We start from the raw sequence: 21,468 nt of genomic DNA, 5'->3' as shown, positions 1-21,468 counted from the left end.
GTGTTAGCTTTCTGGGCTTTTTTCTCTAAATAGTTTCAAGATAATACTGGTTATGATAGCGATAGCCCCACCTAAGGCAGTTTCAAGAACGCGATCAAACAATAATGTATAAACAGGGTGACGCCAATAAACCACTTGTTCAAGAACCGAGAGGATTAGGCTGGTGACGACAAAAGTCATAAAGGTATAGCCATGATGAAAACTCATTGGCAGCAAAAAGGCGAAAACTAAAATTGCCACTAACCCAATATAGGGCATCAACGGGGTATTAAATAATAAGAATAGGAATAACACGGAAATTAAGCTACCCGCCACCCGTTGAAGCGTAATGCGCACAATACTTTCAGATTTTGGGTGCAATACAAACACGAAAGTCAGTAGTGTCCAATAAAAATGCCCTAGGTCTACCATCCGAGGGATAGCCAAAGTTAATAGTAATCCAATGGTATAGGTCATTGACCGCGGGATAATATTTTTACGTAGGGTAAATAGATTTTTTTCCACAGTAAGTGGCGTAATAATGGAATGGCGAGTCATTTTGTGGCTGAGAAAATAATAGGTGAGCAAGGTGACGCCACTGCCAATTAAAAAACCTAAGGTCAGACTTTTCGATACTTCAGGCAAGATTGTGCCAATAGTGGACATGATAATCATGAATTTCATGGTTAAGTCCATGATCGGATCTGTGCCATAGAGCTGATAATAGATAAATGAGAATATAGCCAGATAAATATAAAACCCAGTCCCCAAGCGTAGCGTATCGCCAATATAGATAGCGACTAAAATCATGGATAGCCAAAAAGCGGTATAGAGGTAATTTTTATATTCTTTAGCGGCGTTAAATAGGTTAAATGAGTAGAGCGTCGAAAATGCTGCCCACATAGCGGCCTGAACGTCGATCAGTGCGAGTGCGGTGAGGGCACTTAAAACTAAGCAGCTGCTGAACAGTATTCCGTCATGGATAGCCGGGATTTTCTTCATATTATGATGCTCAAGATTCGTTATCTAACTCTTTCATTATTAATGAGTATTCTATGATAACATATTGCTATTTGAAGACAAATTTCCTTCATCAATAACCTATGAATCTTTGTTTTTGATGGGATAAATAAAGATGTTGATTATGCGTGAATGTATTCATCTATCTGAAAAAATGCATAATAGCGCAGAACGAGAGCAATTTGTCGTCATGATAAGGAAGAATAAATGCAAATAATTAATCCCCATGATTTTGTTTGGGTTGGTAGTAACAACGATGTCCCTCTTGATACTCTGCCGGAATGGGTTCAAACGCAGTGGAACAGTAAACTACCCCTTATTGTGCACCGAGAAAAAGCCGGTGAAAGCCAATTAACCGTGGCTATTCGTGGTATTAAGCCTCATCAGCGTGTGACGACCCAAATTTCAAAATCGGCCATTACGCACATTATGAATGTGGAATCTTTAGTGTCGAATTCCATTGAGCTGCAACGTTCGATGTTTATTGCGTTACCGCCTATCCAAGTTTTGTTACTCATTTCTCAGCATAATTGGCCTTGGAAATGGGGCGTAACGGGTAGCTGCGCTTATACATTGGCGACGGATATTCAAAGTATGCTGACAGATTGCGACCTTGATGTTGTGATCCGCTGCCCAACTCGACAGCAAAAAGAAGATTTTGCGCAATTTGCGATTAAAGCGAATACGCCATATTGCCCAATTGATATTCATGTGGAAACACCGAAAGGCGGATTTTCTTTAGCGGAATGGTTTAAAAATGATCAAGTGACGCTGCACACCCCAACGGGGGATGTGATGACTGCCGATCCTTGGGATGAAAGCCTCTAGGTGATTTGTGAGTGAAATAAGCAGTTTGGGTCTATTTCTTGCTCAAACTGCTCAAAAATTAATTTTGATGTTCGTGCAGGTGTTTTTTTAGTGTTCGATAGACGGCTCGATTTCTGCAGCACGTTTCCACTCTTGCATCGCCGGTAATGCAATAATGCGTTCAATCCATCGTTGAGCGTGTTCATTGACTTTTAATTGGTAGCTTTGAATGCGAAATGCTACTGGTGCAAAAAATGCATCGACGGCAGTAAATTGTTTTCCTGCTAACCAAGGCCCTTCAAACTTATCAAATCCTTCCTGCCATAATTGCTGAATGCGATTTAAGTTTCCTTGTAGCTCATGGGATATTTCAGTGAGAGCTTCATTTCTTGTCACATTCATCGGGCACTGTTGGCGTAGTGCAGTAAAACCTGCGTGCATTTCAGCGCTCGCGCAGCGAGCCCAGGCTCTCGCTGATTTTTCAGTTGGCCAAACTTGAGGGAAATCTTCGGCAACATATTCACAAATTGCCAAAGAGTCCCAGATGGTCTTATCGCCATCAATCAGGCATGGCACTAAGCCAGATGGTGAAAAACGGCTAAATTTTTCGTGGCTACTTTTGCCATTTTCGAAGAAGCAAATATTCTCTTCAAAAGGGATTTGCAATGTTTTTAACAGGACCCAAGGTCTTAGAGACCATGAGGAGTAATTTTTGTTGGCAATCCATAATGTATACATACGCTAGCCTCTAAGAATAAAGAAAAAACAACCCATAGGTAGGGCATCAATTTAGCAGGAATAGAGGAAATTAGGTTAATTTATCCTTAAAATAAAAATCTCGCCTACTTATTTTAGAGAAGCTGAACTATATTTATAATAAATTAATCTATCATATTATGATGGGTAATAAGAAAATCAGCAGATTAAACATTCATAGGCGTTATTAGGTATAATCTATTTACATAAATAGAAGATTCTTTATTAAAGGTTTACGCTTGTAATAAGAAAAATAGAATTCACCTATTTTTCATCATGATGATGATACTATTTGAATATCTTCGACAAAATATTTGTTTAACTTTGGGATAGGAATAAAGCCAGATTAACCTTATGATTATTCCTACTTGGTAAAACAAGTAATTACCTTTAAAACTATATGGTTTTTAAATTATGCAATGGAAAAATAACGCCACTCGTTATGGGCATCTTTCGCTGCTCATTCATTGGTTGGTCGCAATTGTCGTATATGGAATGTTTGCATTAGGCTTATGGATGGTGTCATTAGGCTACTATGACACCTGGTATCATCAAGCTCCTGAAATACATAAAAGCATAGGAATGTTGCTATTCTTTATCATGCTTTTTCGTGTGGTTTGGCGATTTATTTCTCCACCACCTAAGCCGTTATCGAGCTATAGCAAATTAACGAAATTTGCTTCAATGACGGTTCAGCTTTTAATTTATATTATTTTATTCTCTATTTTGATCAGCGGTTATTTAATTTCGACTGCGGATGGACAAGCAATAAGTGTATTTGGTTGGTTTGAAGTGCCTGCATTATTTACAGGTGCAGCAGAACAAGCGGATACAGCAGGTGAAATTCACCTTTATTTAGCTTGGGCTGTTGTTTTGTTATCTGTTCTGCATGCATTTGCAGCTTTAAAACACCATTTCTTTGATGGTGATATTACTTTAAAAAGAATGTTGGGTTTTAATCCCGATAAATAACGTGGAGAGAGTTATGTTGAAGAAATCTATTTTAGGTCTTGCTGCGGGTACTTTATTATTATCAGCAGGATCTGCACTGGCAGAAAATTATCAATTTGATAAACAAGGTCAACACGGTTTTATTGAGTTTCGTATCCAGCATTTAGGCTACAGCTGGTTATACGGTAGCTTTAAAGATTTTGATGGTAACTTTACTTACGACGCAAAAGATCCAGCGAAAGATAAAGTTGAAGTGACGATTAAAACTGGCAGTATCGACACTAACCACGCTGAGCGTGATAAGCATTTACGTAGCCCAGATTTCTTAAATGCGGCAAAATTCCCAGAAGCGAAATTTGTTTCTACAGAAGTGAAAAAAGAGGGTGACAAATACCTCGTAACAGGTGACTTCACCTTAAACGGCGTGACGAAACCAATCACTTTAGATGCGAAATTAACGGGTGAAGGTAAAGATCCTTGGGGTGGCTACCGCGCAGGCTTTGAAGCGAAAGGGAACATTAAACTGAAAGAGTTTAATATCAAGTCTGATTTAGGCCCTAAATCTCAAGAAGTTGAATTAATGCTGTCTGTTGAAGGTGTTCAAGTTAAGTAATTCGTATTTTTGAAATACTTTCCTTCGATTTTTCAAAACCGCAGAGACTGAAATATGTGTCTGCGGTTTTTTTATTCTAAATACTCATTAGAACTGTTAATTTTCTACTTTTTTCTTTGCATTTACTCTTATTCCTATAGCGATATATGCGCATTCACGACTAGAATAATGATAAGAGTTTATTATTGAGTATTGGTTTTTTGGCTTTTGTTGTTAACAACAAATTGTTAAAAGACAGATTGTTAAAAGGCAGATTCACTTTGAATACAAACAGTTCACGCAAAATCGCAGTAGTCGTTAGCATCATTTTTATTATCTTTGCGCTGGGTTTTTACTGGTTAAGTAAAGACAACAACGTACTATCGACAGAAAGTAATAGCGAAATTCATTCAGAGGCCATTGCTCAAGTTGAAAAAGAACTGCCGATTTTAGTCACTATCAAAAAATTAAGCCCTGTCACTTACCAGAGCTTTGAGCCTTTAATGTCTCAATATGATCCTGCTAACGAAGACTTACGCCGTCAATTATTGGATCAGGTTGTGAGCCAATCAATGAAGCTGGTCGTTGAGCGTATGCCTTATGCCTCCGATGAAACAGTGATTAATTTTGTCGCTAAAGTGAACGACAATATCAAATCATTGTTAGAGCAAGATCCATCAGGAAAAATGTGTTACGACGCGCTATTCCCTCAGTTAAGGGATCCTGCTGATGTCATTCCGCCACAAAAAAGCCAAGATGTCTTATTAAAACAAGTGAGTGCGATCGATGCTTTGTTGATTTCCAGCGAAGCTAGCGAGAAGCGTACCTCGTTATCTGAAGAAGAGTATCAGGCATTAATGGACTCTCTGAGAATCAAATTAACGGAAAAATACGGGAATGACGTCACCATGCTGGTTGATGTGAAGGCAGGGAAAAAATCACCTGCAACAGTTTGCCAAATTTCGATTAGCTTGTATGACTCCGCACTGAATATTCCTGACAATCAGAAAAAAGCGGCATTATTACGCTCATGGTTTTCTGCAAAGAAAAAATAATAGCGGGCTACTAATCCATTTCTTTAATAGGATTAACTCACTGAAAAACGTTAACAGTTTGATTCGGTGAGTTAATCCTTGTTGCATTTTGTTTCAATATCTTTGCTCAAATAAAACGCTGAAAACGATATACTGCCAAATAACGATATACTATTTATTATAAATATTGGTCGTTCATTCGCGCGGCTTATCTGCGCTACTTATTCAATACCCCTTTGGAGGCAAGATGCGATTTGTGAAGAAAAGCATTGTTACGCTCTTAACCATCGCTGCAATTTATGTTCCTGCCATGGTTTCTCAGGCTTGTACCCGCGTTGTTTATCTCGGGGAAGACCAACAAATCATGACAGGTAGAACCATGGATTGGAAATATGATGTGGGTACCAATTTATGGATTTTCCCGCGAGGCATGGAACGAAATGGCGCGGCAGGGCCACAATCACTCAAATGGAAATCCAAATACGGTAGCGTGATAGCGTCAGGTTACGATATTTCTACGACGGATGGCGTTAATGAAAAAGGGTTAGTGGCAAACTTACTCTGGCTCGCTGAATCGAAATATCCTGAGTTAGATAATAAAAAGCCCGCACTGTCTATTTCTCTATGGGCGCAATATATGCTGGACAACTATGCCACGGTTGAAGAAGCCGTTGCCGCATTAGAAAAAACGCCATTGATAGTCGCGACTGACAAGGTTCCGGGACAAAATCGCTTAGCGACTCTGCATTTATCCCTGTCTGATGCGAGCGGTGATAGCGCGATTATCGAATATATCGATGGCAAACAAGTCATTCATCATAGCCGTAAATACCAAGTCATGACTAACTCACCAGCTTATGAAAAGCAGTTAGCGATGCAAGAGTATTGGCAAGGTATTGGTGGCACGGTAATGCTACCGGGAACCAACCGCTCAGCGGATCGTTTCGCTCGAGCGCAGTTCTACATCAATGCTATCCCACAAAAAACGACGCCAAATAAAGCGGTTGCCAGTGTGTTTGGGGTGATCCGAAATGTGTCCGTTCCCTACGGTTTAACATCGGAAACGTCTCCTGAAATTTCTTCTACCCGTTGGCGCACACTGGTTGACAGCAAGCGTCAACTCTATTTCTTTGAGTCTGCTTTAACGCCAAACATTTTTTGGACGGATCTAAAGAAAATTGATTTTTCCAATGAAACCGGAAAAGTGAAAAAATTAGATCTCGGTGAAGAGCAAAGCCATATCTATTCGGGTGATGCGACTGCGCAATATGTGGATACCAAACCGTTTGAATTTTTAGGGCTGAGTGCAGAGCAACTGGGTTACTAAGTTTTTAAAACCAAATTTCTAAGTCCAAGATTCCGAATTTAACCTCCTGTGCGCAGGAGGTTGATGCACATCAACTCATTCATTTTCTATCTATGAAAACGTTGCACTATCAAGATGAACGTCATAAGATGTATTTAATATGCAACTTAAAGGTGACCCCATGACTGAATTAGTGTGCTACAAAACCATGCCTGTTTGGGATAAGGCTTCGGTTCCGTTAATGTTTCAAGACCGCCATAACACCAAAGAAGACACATTCGCCCAATTGAAGGTGTTACAAGGCTCCCTCGATTTTATTATTTTTAATGAAGATGGCAGCGAGCAAAAATTTACGTTTGATACGCAAAATCAACCGCCAGTGATCCAGCCACAAGTCTGGCATCGTATTGCCGATTGCAGCGATGATATGCGTTGCCAACTCTCTTTTTTATGTCGTCCTGAAATTGAGTTTTATAAACAGTATGATCTCAGTGTGCCTCACTCTGAAGTACGCTACCTTTGCGAGAATAACTTAGCAAAACCTTGCAAAGTATTGGATTTAGGTTCCGGCCGCGGGCGTAATAGTTTCTATCTGGCTCAGCAAGGGTATGATGTGACAGCCGTGGATATTAACCAAAACCATATTCAAGCCATTGAAACTGTTAAGCAGCAATCGGGTATAGAAAATATCCATACCGCGCTATATGACATTAATAGCCACCAAATCCAAGGTGACTATGATTTGATTGTTTCTACAGTCGTGTTGATGTTCCTACAACGGGATAAAATTGCTGACATTATCGCGGATATGCAATCGCATACTCGAGCGGGTGGGATTAATATTGTGGTATGCGCGGTAGAAACGCCGGATGCGCCACTGGATAGGGTGCCATTTAAGTGCTTCTTAAAACCGGGTGAATTACAGCAGTATTATCAAGACTGGGAAATCCTCAAATACAATGAAAACCCAGGACACTTGCATAGAACGGATGCGCAAGGTAACCGAATTAAATTGAACTTTGCAACGTTGATTGCTAAGAAAAAATAACCTGCGATAGCGAAGATAATAGGTTGTAAAATTAACGAGGAAAATCAATTTATTGATTTTCGCCTGATAACACAAAGAGGGAAAATTACGCTTTTATCCCTCTTTGTCATCAACATAATGGGTTGCCTAGGCAACCCATTTTGCGTTCTATGGTGAGATATAAATAAATTTTAGGGATTAGACGTTGCCGCTTGTTTTTCGCTGCGTTCTAAGGTTTTTTCGAGCAGCACAGAATAAAGTGGTCGACCTCCTAAGAATTGCGCCACCATCGTTGCGCCAATGCAGGTAATAATCATTGGTAAAATCAATTGATAGTTATTGGTCATTTCCAACACTAAGACAATGCCCGTTAATGGCGCACGCACTGTGGCGGCAAACAGCGCTCCCATGCCGGCTATAGCAAAGGTACCGACTTCAATCGAATAATGGGGGAATAGCTCCAGTGCCGCATAACCATAAATGCCCCCAAACAGTGTGCCAAGTGCTAATAACGGCGAGAAAATCCCCCCTGGCGCACCGGAACTAAAGCTGATGGTTGAGGTTAAAAAGCGCAGGGCAAAAAATACCATCAGCATGGTGATAGTAAAGCTATTGGCCACCATTTGATGGATCACGCTATAGCCACCCCCTACGACTTCAGGAGCAAATACACTGATAGCGCCGCAGCTACCCCCGATCAAACCGCCCATCAAAACAAACCGTGACACTTTATTTTGGTAGAAAGCTAAAAATAGGCTTTGCAGATAGAGCAAGAAGCGGTTAAAGCCAATTCCCACGATCCCAAATAACATGCCTAAAATCAGATATAACCACAGGGTTTCCATGGGGGCAGAGGAGAATTGCCCAATATTTAGCACCGCGGCTTCACCATTAATGAGGCGAAAAACAATGGTGGCACTGACGGCGCCAATAAACACGGCTTTGATGGAAATCAGGCTGTATTTAAATTGTGGTCGCATCTCTTCGATGATAAACAGGATCCCCGCTAATGGGGCATTAAAGGCGGTAGATAGACCCGCAGCGGCACCCGCAGCTAATAATGTATGGCGAGATTCATTATCTTTGAGGCGAAATAGGTCATAAAACATTTGGCTAATGTTCGCCCCCAATTGTACGGTAGGTCCTTCACGACCGAGCACCATACCGGAACCTAACGTACCTAGCCCACCGATAAATTTTACTGGGATCACGCGCCACCAACGGACAGGGCGCAAATCTTGCAGTGCCCCTTCGATTTCCGGGATCCCAGATCCCCCCGCTTCAGGTGAAAAGCGTTTAACCAAATAGTAGCCGAGCATGGCCAATAGGGCTGAAGCCACAAACATAGCGGGGATCACCAACCATTTGTTGGTGACATATTGGTTAACAGACGCGATACGCATATTGCTGACCCACTCAGTCCCTAGCATAAACAGGGAGCCTATCAGCCCAACGACGGCACCAATAATAGCCGCTAAAACAAGCACTTTGAGCGGCGTTTTATCGGATTCTTTCACGTGACGTAAAAAACTAAAATGGGTTTTGTTGTCTGATTTTGGAGTCGAATTGGCCTGAATCATCGCTTTTTGATTCTCTTAAAATGATTTAACAACAATAACTTATGAAGTATGAATGATAAACATAGTATAGCAATACTGCTTTGAAACCCCAGCGAAAAATCAAATGCGCTTAGTGAAACTGCCTATTTTACAACATTGAATAATTCTTATTTATAGTGAAAGTTAATGTAGATCAACAAACCTGCAAATAGAATTTTAAGGTGCTTTTCTATTTATTTAAAAGGGGTAATCTTAATGTTGTATATGAAATGCAACTTAAAGAGGTTTCCTCCATGTATTGTGTGCAATGTGAACAAACAATTAGAACTCCAGCAACCAATGGCTGCGCTTATTCGCAAGGTATGTGCGGTAAAACTGCTGAAACTTCAGACCTGCAAGATTTATTAGTTGCTGTCCTGCAAAGCTTATCTGCCAGTGCGGTGGTAGCTCGTGAACTGGGCATTATTGATCATGATGTGGACAGTTTCGCACCGCGCGCTTTCTTCTCTACATTGACCAACGTTAACTTCGATTCTGAACGTATTATTGGTTATGCCCGTGAAGCTATTTATCTGCGTGATAAATTAATCAAACACTGCCTGTCAGTGAATAGCGCAGTGGCATTTAACCACCCATTGATCAATCTGCAATTAGCAGGGCAGGATATTGCGACCCTGCAACAGCAAGCGGCACAATTTGCGTTAGATATCGATAAAGCGCAAATTGGCGAGGATATTCATGGTTTACGTATGCTGTGTCTGTATGGTTTGAAAGGCGCGGCGGCATATATGGAGCACGCTCACGTTTTAGGCCAGTTTGATAACCAGATTTACGCTCAATACCATGAAATTATGGCGTGGTTAGGCACATTGCCAGCGGATATGAATGAGCTGCTCGATAATGCGATGGCTATCGGCATGATGAACTTCAAAATCATGGAAATCCTGGATGCTGGCGAAACGGGGGAATTTGGTCATCCAGTTCCAACGGAAGTTAACGTGCGCCCAGTTGCTGGTAAATGCATTCTGATTTCAGGTCATGACCTGAAAGATTTAAAAATGTTGTTAGAACAGACCGAAGGCACAGGTATTAATATTTACACCCATGGTGAAATGCTGCCTGCTCATGGTTACCCTGAACTGAAAAAATACGCTCACTTAGTGGGTAACTACGGCAGTGGTTGGCAGAATCAGCAGGTGGAATTTGCTAAGTTCCCAGGCCCTGTTTTAATGACCTCTAACTGCATTATCGACCCTGATGTAGGTGAATATAAAGCGCGTATCTGGACTCGCAGCATTGTGGGCTGGCCGGGCGTGAAACACATTACGGGCGACAGTTTTGCTGAAATGATAGCGCAAGCGCAGGAAATGGCAGGCTTCCCATACACTGAAATCGAACACAAAATTACGGTCGGTTTTGGTCGTCAAACCCTGCTGGGTGCTGCGGATGCGGTGATTGATCTCGTTGCTCAGAAAAAATTACGCCACGTATTCTTAGTCGGTGGTTGTGATGGTAGCCGTGGTGAACGCAGTTACTACACAGATTTCGCTCGCAGCGTACCGAAAGACTGCCTGATTTTAACGCTGGCTTGCGGTAAATACCGTTTCAACAAACTGGACTTCGGTACCTTAGAAGGCTTACCGCGTTTACTGGATGTGGGGCAATGTAACGATGCCTATTCTGCCATTATGTTAGCGGTGAACTTAGCAGAGAAATTAGGGTGTGGCGTGAATGACTTACCGCTGAGCCTGATCCTCTCTTGGTTCGAGCAAAAAGCCATTGTGATCTTGTTAACCCTGCTTGCTCTGGGTGTGAAAAACATTTACACCGGTCCAACAGCTCCGGGCTTCTTAACCGAAAATCTGCTGAATATTCTGAATGAAAAATTCGGTATGCGCAGCATTACCACGGTTGAACAAGATTTGGCGGAAATCCTGCCTGCGTAATTTGATGGAAACCAAGGGGGAAGCGGCTTTCCCCCTTGCAAGGAGTAACCCATGACCATGCCAACAAGCCTATGTCCGAACAGAATGCAAATTCACTCGATTGTGCAGGAAACCTCAGATGTTTGGACAATTAACCTGATTAATCATGATTTTTACCAATATGAACCGGGACAGTATGCGCTGGTGAGTATCAAAAACAGTGATGACGTGATGCGTGCTTATACCTTGTCTTCATCGCCGGGGCAAAGCCGTTTTATCTCCATTACGGTGAGACGATTAGACGAGGGGGCAGGCTCTTGTTGGCTAACTGGAGCGGTCAAACCAGGGGATTATCTTTGGTTATCTGAGGCGCAAGGGGAGTTTACTTGTGCCCATGTTCAAAGCCACCAATACTTAATGTTAGCGGCAGGCTGCGGTGTCACGCCGATCATGTCGATGACTCGCTGGTTGATGGCGAATCGCCCAGAAACGGATGTCAAAGTACTGTTTAATGTGCGAGATGAAAAGCAGGTCATTTTTGCCAATGAGTGGCAAAGACTGGTGCTGCAATATCCGCAGCGTTTGCAATTGTGCATCATGCCGGAAACACCCGATAACGGCGGTGTTGCACAAGGTCGTTTAAGCCAAGAAAAATTGCTGGAATTAGTACCGGATATTCATGCCCGTGTCGTGATGACCTGTGGGCCGGTTCCGTATATGAAAAATGTGCAGGAATTTTCTAAGGCATTGGGCGTTCCTACTGAGCACTTCTTTATGGAGCGCTTTACCACTGGCGGCGATGAGGCCGTGAGTGAAGAGGTATTGAACTTAAAAATTCGTCACCGTTTAGTGAATTTCAATGTCCCAGTGGGAACATCGCTGTTGTCTGCGTTAGAACAGAATAAACAACCGGTAATTGCGGCGTGTCGTGCGGGTGTGTGTGGTAGCTGTAAAACCAAAGTGCTCTCGGGAAATTATACAACCAGCAGTACCATGACATTAACCGCAGACGAAATTGCTAGCGGCTATGTTTTAGCGTGCAGTTGCCAATTACAAGGTGACACAGAAATCGCTTAATCGATTTTCGATAATATAAAATTTAAATGCCTCATTCATTGCCATCTTATTATGAGTATAAATAAGGTGGCTTTTTTGTTTATTAATCGATTTGTTTGCGTTTCGAAATATCATCAAAAATAAGCCGATAATTCATTATGTTATTATCACTTTATATATTATGAATAATATAATTTCCCATTAAAGTTACAAATGGTTACACGTTGAATTCTCGATACACATTAACTTAAACGAAACTTAAACACGGGGAGGCTATTAAAAAAAGAGCCCAGTAAAAGGGTGGAAATTGAACACTCAGTGGGTATAATTCGCGCCGCATCCAAAGTGCAGTATCTCGTTAGGCGAGGCTCCTATACAAACATAGGTTACTGATCTGACGACGTCGAGAGACGCCCAAGATTAGGACAGGATATATCGACCGAAGGTATATCCCCATGTAACTTCCTGATTGATTCAGGATACGTTGTATAGTGCTAAAACCGAGACGAAGAGATAGCAATCGCATTCTCTCATCTGGTTTCGCCCCTATGTGAGTACTGTTTGAGTAAACAACAGTAATAGGGACTAAAAAAATGTCATTTTCTACCCAGAACAAAGCGGGTGCAGTAGCTATTGCACAATCCGCGATGAAAGACGCTCGTCAAAAGTCTAATCAAACACAACCACCTAAAATTGATGATTCAACTGTTCACGCTTATATGAGCCAATCATATTTGCCTGTATCGGTTGCCGACTCTGTGGCATGTGTGAAGAAAAGTCTTATTGAACATCTCGAAGGCGAACAAATTCCAACGTATTTATTTGTCGTAGATAGTGAAAACTATTTAAATGGAATTCTGTCCGTTAAATCATTACTTGCCTCAGCAGAGGATTTATTAGTGTCGGATATTATGCGCCACAATTATTTCTCTGTTTCCCCTGAACAATCACGCCATGATGTTTATGATTTAATTAATCATAGCGGTTTGGATATGATCCCTGTTGTTCAGTTCGGTAAGTTAATGGGTGTATTACGTCCTCAAGATATTGCCGAGCTTATTGAAGACGAAAACACCCTCGATGCACAATTGCAGGGGGCGACTACGCCACTCGAAGAGCCATATTTAACCACCAGTCCAGTCACTTTATGGCGTAAGCGTGTTGTGTGGTTATTAATGCTGTTTGTGGCGGAAGCCTATACTGGAACCGTGCTGAAAGCGTTCGAAGAGCAACTTGAAGCCGCCATTTCACTGGCGTTCTTTATTCCATTATTGATTGGTACCGGCGGAAACAGCGGAACTCAGATCACATCGACCCTCGTGAGAGCGATGGCGTTGGGAGAAGTGAGTTTACGTAACCTCGGTGCGGTATTGAAAAAAGAAGTTTCAACCTCGTTCTTAGTGGCTGTCACCATTGGTGGCGCGGCGTTAATTCGAGCTTGGATCTTAGGTGTAGGTCATGAAGTGACTATCGTGGTGAGCTTAACGATTGTGGCTATTACCGTGTGGAGCGCGATTGTTTCTTCTATTATCCCAATGGTTCTGAAGAAGCTGAAGGTTGACCCAGCGGTAGTTTCTGCGCCATTCATCGCGACATTTATTGATGGTACAGGCTTGATTATTTACTTTGAAATCGCGAAATTAGTGATGACGGAGTTCGCTTAAGTTCAGTCCTACCTCTTGATGCGGCAGGGAATTAACACTCTGCCGCTGACTCAATTTCTCGCTTGAGAATTTCCCCGCATTTTCGACATAAATACTGGTTTTCCCCTCGCTCGACTTTGTTATGCCTTCTGATAGTGAGCTCATGAATTGTGTCGCAACCACACAGATAACGAAAAGTTTGGCTTTTGACGCTGGTCACGGCAAAGTTGTGAGTCCGTTTTGCCGTTACCCCTAAAACAGTCTGCATCATCCATTTCCACTCATTGCCATGAGGGGCGACCCCTTTACGTCCAAATACACGGTAAACCAGCAAGTGGGCGAGTTCATGGGGGATCACTTCGTCCACAAAACTGTCTGGATTTTCAATTAACAACGTCGGATTAACGCGAATTTCCCACTCTTTTAAATAGGCGCTGCCCGCGGTGGTACCGCGCTGTTTATAGTTGATGGTTGGTTCTGGAAATTTCTGTTCCAGTTTTTCTTCAGCTAATGCGAGTTTTTCACGCAGGGTTTTCATCACTCGCTGTTGAAGCAGGATAGGCACTCGGATTGTTTTCATGTTCTCAAGAATACGTGAAGTCATAGAGTTCTAACAAGTGATAATTGACATTCAATATATCAAAACATATATTATTTTTAGGTATAATAATATGTATAAGTAACTAGAGATTGAATGATGCCAAAGAATGAACAACCAAATTCAGAACAGCTGCTTTTAGCAATGACCCAAGCAGCAACGCAAACTGCGTCATTATTAAAAACACTGGGGAACCCAGACAGATTGTTATTGCTGTGCCAATTAACGCAGGGCGAAGCGTGCGTGAGCGATTTAGAAGCTTCGCTAGGTATTGTGCAGCCGACGTTATCGCAGCAGTTAACCGTACTAAGAAATGAAGGATTAGTCGCAACGCGTCGGGAAGGTAAGCGTATCTATTATTCTATTGCAGATGAGAAATTATTTACCTTACTCAATACGTTGTATCAACTCTATTGTCCTGTGAAGGGGAATTAAAATGACGATTGATTGGGCGCATTTTACGCCAGGCTCTGCGGCAGTTGGCGGTGTTTTGATTGGTTTAGCAGTGGCAATATTATTGATTTTTAATGGGCGAATTGCAGGGATCAGCGGGATTTTAGCGGGAGTCCTGAAACCCACTAAAGGGGATACAGCTTGGAAGCTTGCTTTTATTGTCGGCATCTTGGTTGCGCCGCTACTGTTTACTGCCTTTGTGTATGCGCCTGAAGTGGCAATTACAACTAGCACGCCGTTACTTATTGTCGCAGGACTATTAGTGGGATTTGGTACTCGACTCGGTGGGGGATGTACTAGCGGTCACGGTATTTGCGGTATGGCGAGGTTTTCCCGCCGTTCCATCATTGCGGTTGTTATTTTCATGCTGGTGGCATTTATCACGGTTGCCGTCATTAATCATTTTGGTTTAAGAGGGTAATTCAATGCCAATCATCGTTGCGTTAGTCTCTGGAATTTTATTTGGATTGGGGTTGCTACTGGCTGGTATGGGGAACCCTGCTAAGATTCTGGCTTTCTTGGATATCACTGGCAATTGGGATCCATCGCTATTAGTGACGATGGTCGTTGCCATGGTCATCAGTGCTATTGGGTACCAGTTCGTGAAAAAGCGCAAATCCAGTGTATTAAATTGTCCATTGCAGATCCCAACCAGCAAGCTTATTGATAAGAAGTTACTTATTGGTAGTGCATTGTTTGGCTTAGGTTGGGGACTTGGGGGGATTTGCCCAGGACCTGCCATTTTATTAACGGGTATGGGACTGACTCAAGGTATTTTGTTTACGCTGGCGATGATAGCGGGAATGGCCATTTTCCAACTATTTCAGCGTACTGAAAAATAATCATGGCTCTGGGGCAACTAACCTGTTTATCCAACACAAAATATGAAGCAAGTGGAAAGGTTATTTGATTCATCGAGGTGGTTATACATTACAGATATAAAAAAACCCATCATAATGATGGGTTTTTTGCTAATCGTCAGAGACGTTAGCGGAGATTACAGGCCAGCAGCTTCGCGCAGTTGTGCCGCTTTGTCGGTTTTTTCCCATGGGAATTGTGGGCGACCAAAGTGACCGTAAGACGCAGTTTGCTGGTACATTGGGTGTAATAAATCCAGCATTTGAATTAGACCGTAAGGACGTAAGTCAAAGAATTCGCGGACTAATTTTACAAGCAATGCTTCGTCAACTTTACCCGTACCGAACGTTTCTACCATGATAGAGGTAGGCTCTGCGACACCGATAGCGTAAGAAACTTGGATTTCACAACGGTCAGCTAAACCTGCAGCAACGATATTTTTTGCAACATAACGCGCCGCATAAGCAGCAGAACGGTCAACTTTTGATGGATCCTTACCAGAGAATGCCCCACCACCGTGACGTGCCATACCGCCGTATGTATCGACGATAATTTTACGACCAGTTAAACCACAGTCACCCATTGGCCCGCCGATAACGAAACGGCCTGTTGGGTTGATGAAGTATTTAGTTGCTGGAGATAACCATTCAGCAGGTAGAACTGGTTTGATGATCTCTTCCATAACCGCTTCGTGTAAAGCTTTTTGGTCAATATCTTCTGAGTGCTGTGTGGACAGAACTACCGCGTCAATACCGACAATTTTGTTGTCATCGTATTGGAAGGTGACTTGGCTTTTCGCATCTGGGCGTAACCATGGCAGTGTGCCATTTTTACGAACTTCAGCTTGGCGCTGCACTAAACGATGTGCATAAGTCACCGGTGCAGGCATTAATACGTCAGTTTCGTTAGTTGCATAACCAAACATTAGACCTTGGTCGCCAGCGCCTTGTTCTAAAGGATCTGCACGGTCAACACCTTGGTTGATGTCTGGTGATTGTTTACCAATTGCGCTTAATACTGCGCAAGAGTTGGCATCAAAGCCCATGTCTGAACTGGTATAACCGATTTCACGAACGGTTTTACGCGTAATTTCTTCAATATCGACCCATGCACTGGTAGTGATTTCACCACCAACCATGACCATGCCGGTTTTGACATAGGTTTCGCAAGCTACGCGCGCTTTTGGGTCTTGTTCAAGAATAGCATCAAGGACCGCATCAGAAATTTGGTCAGCAATTTTATCAGGATGCCCTTCTGATACGGACTCAGAAGTAAAGAGGTGTGTAGACATGAGATTAATACCTTAAGAATTCAAAGAACATTATAGTTGGATGTTTTAACATCTAGACGGCTATTCTAGACTTTTCAATGAATAATTTCTACCTGTTTTTCAGCCTAAAATGATAAGCGCATAAATGGCTAATTCAGTTAGTTTTATCGTGAATGTGAAATTTTAGATAATTTGCTTTTGCATTTTGGGGCTATTCAAGGTATAAACTGCGACCGTAGCGGATGGTTGTCATTTCCCGCTATATACCAGCAGGTCAGCCATGAGTCTGCTTTCTATCAGGAATGTTTATAACCGGTTGAATTTCAATAATAATCATTGAAGTTTTTAAGGGGAAAACAGTTATATTGGGGGTTAATGGGCGATGATCCATAATCTGCTGAATAACAGTATCCAACCGTCTTACGCGGATCGCCGTGTGACATTGGCTTTTACTTTCCTGTCTATGTTGACTTCATCGCGAAGTTACCGTCATACCTATCATAGATCCATAATACTTAGCCAGTAATCTATAATGTAGTCGTCTGCTAAGCCTGTGGATATATATTGTCACCGTTTAGAAGTTCTAAGCACTTTAATTACAATCTGAGTATCGCTGTTTCCCTGACATTACTGCCTAGTTGCATCATGCGCTTGGTCGCTGCTTGTCTGGAAGGAGAACGCATCACTCACCCCTCCATACTAGGAGTTTATTATGAATGATAATATCGCTCGCAAGATGCGCCAAACTTACAATATTGCGTATTGGGGCGGTGGTTACTATCAGGTGAATGAGCGCGGAAATGTCTGTGTTTGCCCGAATCCTGAAAACCCGGACACCTTTGTTGATTTAGCTGATTTAGTCTACCAAGTTAAAGAAGAGCAGGAACATTTACGTTTACCTGCGCTGTTCTGTTTCCCTCAAATTCTGCAACACCGTTTGCGTTCAATTAACGCGGCGTTTAAACGTGCGCGGGAATCTTACGGTTATAAAGGAGACTATTTTTTAGTCTACCCAATTAAAGTTAACCAACAACGCCGTGTGATTGAATCGCTGGTCAATTCTGGTGAACCTTTAGGGTTAGAGGCAGGTTCAAAAGCGGAATTAATGGCAGTATTAGCCAACGCAGGTCGCACCCGCACTGTGATTGTGTGCAACGGCTATAAAGATCGCGAATATATTCGTCTGGCTTTAATTGGCGAAAAACTGGGTCACAAAGTGTACCTGGTTATCGAAAAAATGTCTGAAATCGAGATGGTGCTGGAAGAAGCGCAAAAACTGGAAGTAACGCCTCGTTTAGGTGTTCGTGCCCGTTTAGCATCCCAAGGTTCAGGTAAATGGCAAGCGAGTGGCGGTGAAAAATCTAAATTTGGATTGGCTGCAACACAAGTTCTGCAATTAGTCGAAATTTTACGCAATGCGAACCGCTTGGATAGCCTGCAATTATTGCACTTCCATTTAGGTTCTCAAATGGCGAATATTCGCGATATCGCGACAGGGGTTCGTGAGTCAGCCCGTTTCTACGTCGAGTTGCATCAATTAGGTGTCAACATTCAGTGTTTTGACGTGGGCGGTGGCTTAGGCGTTGATTATGAAGGTACGCGTTCTCAGTCAGATTGTTCGGTTAACTATGGCTTGAACGAATACGCGAACAACGTGATTTGGGCGATTGGTGATGCGTGTGAAGAGTTTAACTTGCCACACCCAACGGTGATCACCGAGTCTGGGCGTGCATTGACCGCTCACCATACCGTGTTAGTCTCTAACGTGATTGGGGTTGAGCGTAACGAATTCACCAAAACCACTCCGCCGAGCGAAGATGCGCCACGTTCGCTGGTTTCGCTATGGGAAACGTGGGAATCCATGCAGCATCAAGGCAATAGCCGCTCGCTGCGTGAATGGCTACACGATAGCCAATTTGATTTGCAAGAAGCGCACACTCAGTATGCGCATGGTGTGTTGGACTTAACACAACGGGCATGGGCAGAAGAGCTATACTTAAATATCTGTCGCCGTATTCAGCAAGATTTAGACCCAAGCAACCGCGCCCATCGCCCAATTATTGATGAGCTGCAAGAGCGTATGGCGGATAAATTCTATGTGAATTTCTCGCTGTTCCAATCGCTCCCTGATGCTTGGGGAATTGACCAAGTGTTCCCAGTCTTGCCAATCGAAGGCTTAGATAAGCCGTTAGACCGACGTGCGGTGTTACTGGATATTACTTGCGACTCAGATGGTATTATTGATCACTATGTTGATGGTGATGGGGTGGAAACCACCATGCCAATGCCAGCGTATGATCCAGAAAATCCACCAATGATTGGCTTCTTTATGATCGGGGCATACCAAGAAATTTTAGGCAACATGCACAACTTGTTCGGTGATACTGCCGCCATCGATGTGTGGGTTGATAGCCAAGGCAGTATTCGTTACCTGCAAAGTGAAGAGGGCGATTCAGTCGCCGATATGCTGCAATACGTGAAGCTGGTTCCTGAAGTGCTGTTAGAAAGCTTTATTGAGCAAGTGAAAGGCACTGGGCTGAGTGACGAACTGCAAAAAGATTTTGTGAACGAGTTTGAAAGTGGGTTGTACGGTTACACTTACTTAGAAGACGAGTAATCCAGTACTGAAGGGTTGGGTACTAAAATAGTATCCAACCTTTATTTTCAATGTGTTATATGATTATTTGCGTGTTGATAGTAAATCAAGGATTTTCTATGGCACTGTATTTTTCATGTAATAATCGTGGTTACTATGTTTGGCAAAAATCTCATTATGGTCGTTTAATCCGACTAGACTTAAGAACTAGGGATTTTCAGATAGCATCAAATAGAGCAAAGATTTTATTGAGCTCTTATATTAGATTAAAAAATAAAAAGTATGAATTTCATCAGATTAGAGAATGTTTATTATTAGATAGGGATACCTATATTGAGAGTGAGATACACCTAGAAGCAGGGTTTATTCACTGGATGAATACTAACGGTAAGGTTAATCGCGAGCTAGATACTCAACAGGAGATAAAAAAGCAGGGGCATAAGTTAAGTTTAGTAGCAGAGGAATGGTACAATGAAATGGAAGGTGACTGGAGACCTTTAACTTATAAATCAAATAAAGGTGCAGTAGATCTTTTCATCAGTTGGTATGGAGACTGTGATATAGAATCATTTGATAAACTCTCAATATCTAAGTTTAAAAACACCTTAAAAAACAGATATAAATCCGATACGTCCCGCCAATCTATGTTTAAGAAAATTTCAGCTCTTTTTAACTTTGCAACAGTTAAACGAGATTACTTATCTAAAAACCCTTTTCTTGGTATGGGATTTAAAAAAGTAAAGAATTTGAGAGCAAAAACATTAATTCCTCTTGAATTGCATAATAGAGTACTGGATTCAGTAGAATATAAATCGAATGTTTGGTGGTTATTACAAATATTATATTACACAGGGATGCGTATAACTGAAACTATACAGTTAACTATTGATGATTATGTTTATATAACCGATCGAAATCAGAAAGTAGCTTGTATCAGTGTTAATAGTAAAGATGGAAAAAGAGTTAAAAGTATCAGTAGTGTTAGAAACATCCCAATCCATAAGGATCTCATTAGCCTTGGGATTATGGAGCTACTGCCGACTTTTCCTTGGAATGTTCATAATCCAGCCTCAAGGATCGTATCGAAAGTATTTAAAAACTTAAATGAACAACATACAGCACATGATTATCGGTATAGCCTTAGCGATAGGTTAAGAGACGTTCCAGAGCTTCCAGACCATGTTAGATTTAGTATTTTAGGGCATAGTAGTAATACGATGACAGATGCAGTATATCGAAGTAAGGAGCCAATTCTGTTAATGAAACAAGCAATTGATGTTACCTAATCATTTTACGAATAATAAAATCCTTGATTTACTATCAACACGCAAATAATCATATAACACATTGAAAATAAAGGTTGGATACTATTTTAGTACCCAACCCTTCAGTACTGGATTACTCGTCTTCTAATACTAAACAGTACTGAATACTGTTCATAGAAAGGTAAATTAACTAGTACTTACAATAGGTTATAAAGCTTATAGGCGTATATTCTAGCTTTGTTGTACATGAGTTTTACGCGATTATATCAGGGTCTAGTACTGGAACATAGCTACCATCTTATAGAGAACAATATGAACTCTCAGCAAAGTTACTGCCTTTTAGTACTTGAAGTTTTTTGAGGCAGGGTAAGCAGGTGGTTTTTATGAAAAAGTGTCCAATGGGTCAACAGAGGTATTAAGAGATACATTATTACCATTGGACATTTTATACTGATTAATGATCACCTATCGGGATTATTGATCATTAAATCAATATTACTATTGAGTTTATCAATTAGCTCTATTAGTACTGAACCCTAACCCGATAAAACCTATCATTATTGTTAATTAGATTTTGTACTCATATCATAATGAATTATGTTATACATGAAAGATATCAGTACTGATCGAGTAGTGTTTTGACTCGCCTAAAATGAATTTTGATGTGAACTCGCGGCAAAGTTACCAGTCTTTAGTACTCGAATTATTATGAATCAGGGGTAATATACTGTTTTTATGAATACTTAAAGTAATCCCTTACTGAAGTAAAAAAT

Annotated in this window: 19 protein-coding genes and 1 riboswitch; of the genes, 14 read left to right on the top strand and 5 right to left on the bottom strand. The window is 41.7% G+C overall.

Features of this window, described 5'->3' with window-relative positions; genetic code table 11:
- Positions 1–3: 3 nt before the first annotated feature.
- On the bottom strand, positions 4–981 hold the full coding sequence (locus tag GKR48_RS06230; protein WP_154627435.1) for an FUSC family protein: 978 nt from the start codon (positions 979–981) through the stop codon (positions 4–6).
- Positions 982–1,206: 225 nt separating this feature from the next.
- Here GKR48_RS06230 and GKR48_RS06225 point away from each other — a divergent pair, with 225 nt between their 5' ends.
- A complete protein-coding gene (locus tag GKR48_RS06225) occupies positions 1,207–1,827 on the top strand; it encodes a malonate decarboxylase holo-ACP synthase (RefSeq protein WP_154602497.1) in 621 nt (206 codons plus the stop codon).
- Between the two features lie 87 nt (positions 1,828–1,914).
- Here GKR48_RS06225 and GKR48_RS06220 read toward each other — a convergent pair whose 3' ends face one another.
- Positions 1,915–2,544, bottom strand: coding sequence for a glutathione S-transferase family protein (locus GKR48_RS06220; RefSeq protein ID WP_154627434.1), 630 nt, complete (start codon positions 2,542–2,544; stop codon positions 1,915–1,917).
- Positions 2,545–2,976: 432 nt separating this feature from the next.
- On the opposite strand from GKR48_RS06220, the gene GKR48_RS06215 reads away from it, so the two are divergent.
- The 5 genes from GKR48_RS06215 (at position 2,977) to tehB (ending at position 7,493) form a co-directional block, all read left to right on the top strand.
- On the top strand, positions 2,977–3,534 hold the full coding sequence (locus tag GKR48_RS06215; RefSeq protein ID WP_154627433.1) for a cytochrome b: 558 nt from the start codon (positions 2,977–2,979) through the stop codon (positions 3,532–3,534).
- A 13-nt stretch (positions 3,535–3,547) separates the two neighbouring features.
- Positions 3,548–4,126, top strand: a complete 579-nt coding sequence (locus tag GKR48_RS06210) for a YceI family protein (protein ID WP_036952050.1) — start codon at positions 3,548–3,550, stop codon at positions 4,124–4,126.
- A 260-nt stretch (positions 4,127–4,386) separates the two neighbouring features.
- Positions 4,387–5,160 (top strand): topoisomerase IV, encoded by a 774-nt coding sequence (locus GKR48_RS06205; RefSeq protein WP_154627432.1) that lies wholly within the window; start codon positions 4,387–4,389, stop codon positions 5,158–5,160.
- Between the two features lie 226 nt (positions 5,161–5,386).
- Entirely contained in the window at positions 5,387–6,466 is a 1,080-nt protein-coding gene (locus GKR48_RS06200; RefSeq protein ID WP_154602500.1) for a linear amide C-N hydrolase, read from the top strand.
- A 139-nt stretch (positions 6,467–6,605) separates the two neighbouring features.
- Positions 6,606–7,493: an SAM-dependent methyltransferase TehB gene (gene tehB, locus GKR48_RS06195; RefSeq protein WP_154627431.1), complete on the top strand. Its 888-nt coding sequence runs from the start codon at positions 6,606–6,608 to the stop codon at positions 7,491–7,493.
- 170 nt (positions 7,494–7,663) lie between these two features.
- On the opposite strand, the gene clcA is transcribed toward tehB, so the two are convergent.
- Positions 7,664–9,052 (bottom strand): H(+)/Cl(-) exchange transporter ClcA, encoded by a 1,389-nt coding sequence (gene clcA / locus GKR48_RS06190; RefSeq protein WP_154627430.1) that lies wholly within the window; start codon positions 9,050–9,052, stop codon positions 7,664–7,666.
- A gap of 272 nt (positions 9,053–9,324) precedes the next feature.
- On the opposite strand from clcA, the gene hcp reads away from it, so the two are divergent.
- The 3 genes from hcp to GKR48_RS06175 all read left to right on the top strand — a co-directional run bounded on the left by hcp (position 9,325) and on the right by GKR48_RS06175 (position 13,676).
- Positions 9,325–10,977 carry a hydroxylamine reductase gene (gene hcp / locus GKR48_RS06185; RefSeq protein WP_154627429.1) on the top strand — a complete coding sequence of 551 codons (1,653 nt, stop codon included), beginning with the start codon at positions 9,325–9,327 and terminating at the stop codon, positions 10,975–10,977.
- A 51-nt stretch (positions 10,978–11,028) separates the two neighbouring features.
- Positions 11,029–12,033 (top strand): NADH oxidoreductase, encoded by a 1,005-nt coding sequence (gene hcr / locus GKR48_RS06180; protein ID WP_154627428.1) that lies wholly within the window; start codon positions 11,029–11,031, stop codon positions 12,031–12,033.
- Between the two features lie 326 nt (positions 12,034–12,359).
- A riboswitch (M-box (ykoK) riboswitch) is annotated at positions 12,360–12,532 on the top strand.
- Between the two features lie 73 nt (positions 12,533–12,605).
- Positions 12,606–13,676, top strand: a complete 1,071-nt coding sequence (locus GKR48_RS06175) for a magnesium transporter (RefSeq protein WP_036975177.1) — start codon at positions 12,606–12,608, stop codon at positions 13,674–13,676.
- A gap of 31 nt (positions 13,677–13,707) precedes the next feature.
- On the opposite strand, the gene GKR48_RS06170 is transcribed toward GKR48_RS06175, so the two are convergent.
- Positions 13,708–14,235: a SprT family zinc-dependent metalloprotease gene (locus tag GKR48_RS06170; protein ID WP_154627629.1), complete on the bottom strand. Its 528-nt coding sequence runs from the start codon at positions 14,233–14,235 to the stop codon at positions 13,708–13,710.
- Between the two features lie 117 nt (positions 14,236–14,352).
- Between GKR48_RS06170 and GKR48_RS06165 the strand changes: the two genes are divergently transcribed.
- From GKR48_RS06165 to GKR48_RS06155, 3 genes are read left to right on the top strand one after another with little or no spacing between them, the layout of a single operon-like run.
- The gene (locus tag GKR48_RS06165; protein WP_036975329.1) at positions 14,353–14,688 is read left to right on the top strand and encodes an ArsR/SmtB family transcription factor; all 336 of its coding nucleotides are present in this window, start codon (positions 14,353–14,355) and stop codon (positions 14,686–14,688) included.
- 1 nt (position 14,689) lies between these two features.
- Positions 14,690–15,127, top strand: coding sequence for a YeeE/YedE family protein (locus GKR48_RS06160; protein ID WP_154627427.1), 438 nt, complete (start codon positions 14,690–14,692; stop codon positions 15,125–15,127).
- A 4-nt stretch (positions 15,128–15,131) separates the two neighbouring features.
- Positions 15,132–15,548, top strand: a complete 417-nt coding sequence (locus GKR48_RS06155) for a DUF6691 family protein (RefSeq protein WP_006661135.1) — start codon at positions 15,132–15,134, stop codon at positions 15,546–15,548.
- A gap of 155 nt (positions 15,549–15,703) precedes the next feature.
- Here the strand turns inward: GKR48_RS06155 and metK are convergent, their stop codons facing one another.
- Positions 15,704–16,855 (bottom strand): methionine adenosyltransferase, encoded by a 1,152-nt coding sequence (metK, locus tag GKR48_RS06150; protein ID WP_006661136.1) that lies wholly within the window; start codon positions 16,853–16,855, stop codon positions 15,704–15,706.
- Between the two features lie 691 nt (positions 16,856–17,546).
- Between metK and speA the strand changes: the two genes are divergently transcribed.
- Together speA and GKR48_RS06140 are read left to right on the top strand one after the other, a co-directional pair.
- Complete coding sequence (gene speA / locus GKR48_RS06145) at positions 17,547–19,451, top strand: biosynthetic arginine decarboxylase (protein WP_154602510.1); 1,905 nt, start codon at positions 17,547–17,549, stop codon at positions 19,449–19,451.
- Positions 19,452–19,549: 98 nt separating this feature from the next.
- Positions 19,550–20,716: a phage integrase SAM-like domain-containing protein gene (locus GKR48_RS06140; protein WP_195848225.1), complete on the top strand. Its 1,167-nt coding sequence runs from the start codon at positions 19,550–19,552 to the stop codon at positions 20,714–20,716.
- The last annotated feature ends 752 nt before the right edge of the window (positions 20,717–21,468 follow it).

Origin of the sequence: Providencia sp. wls1943 (assembly GCF_009706275.1) — a bacterium.
GTDB classification, from domain to species: domain Bacteria; phylum Pseudomonadota; class Gammaproteobacteria; order Enterobacterales; family Enterobacteriaceae; genus Providencia; species Providencia zhijiangensis.
This window is presented reverse-complemented; position numbering and strand designations above follow the sequence as displayed.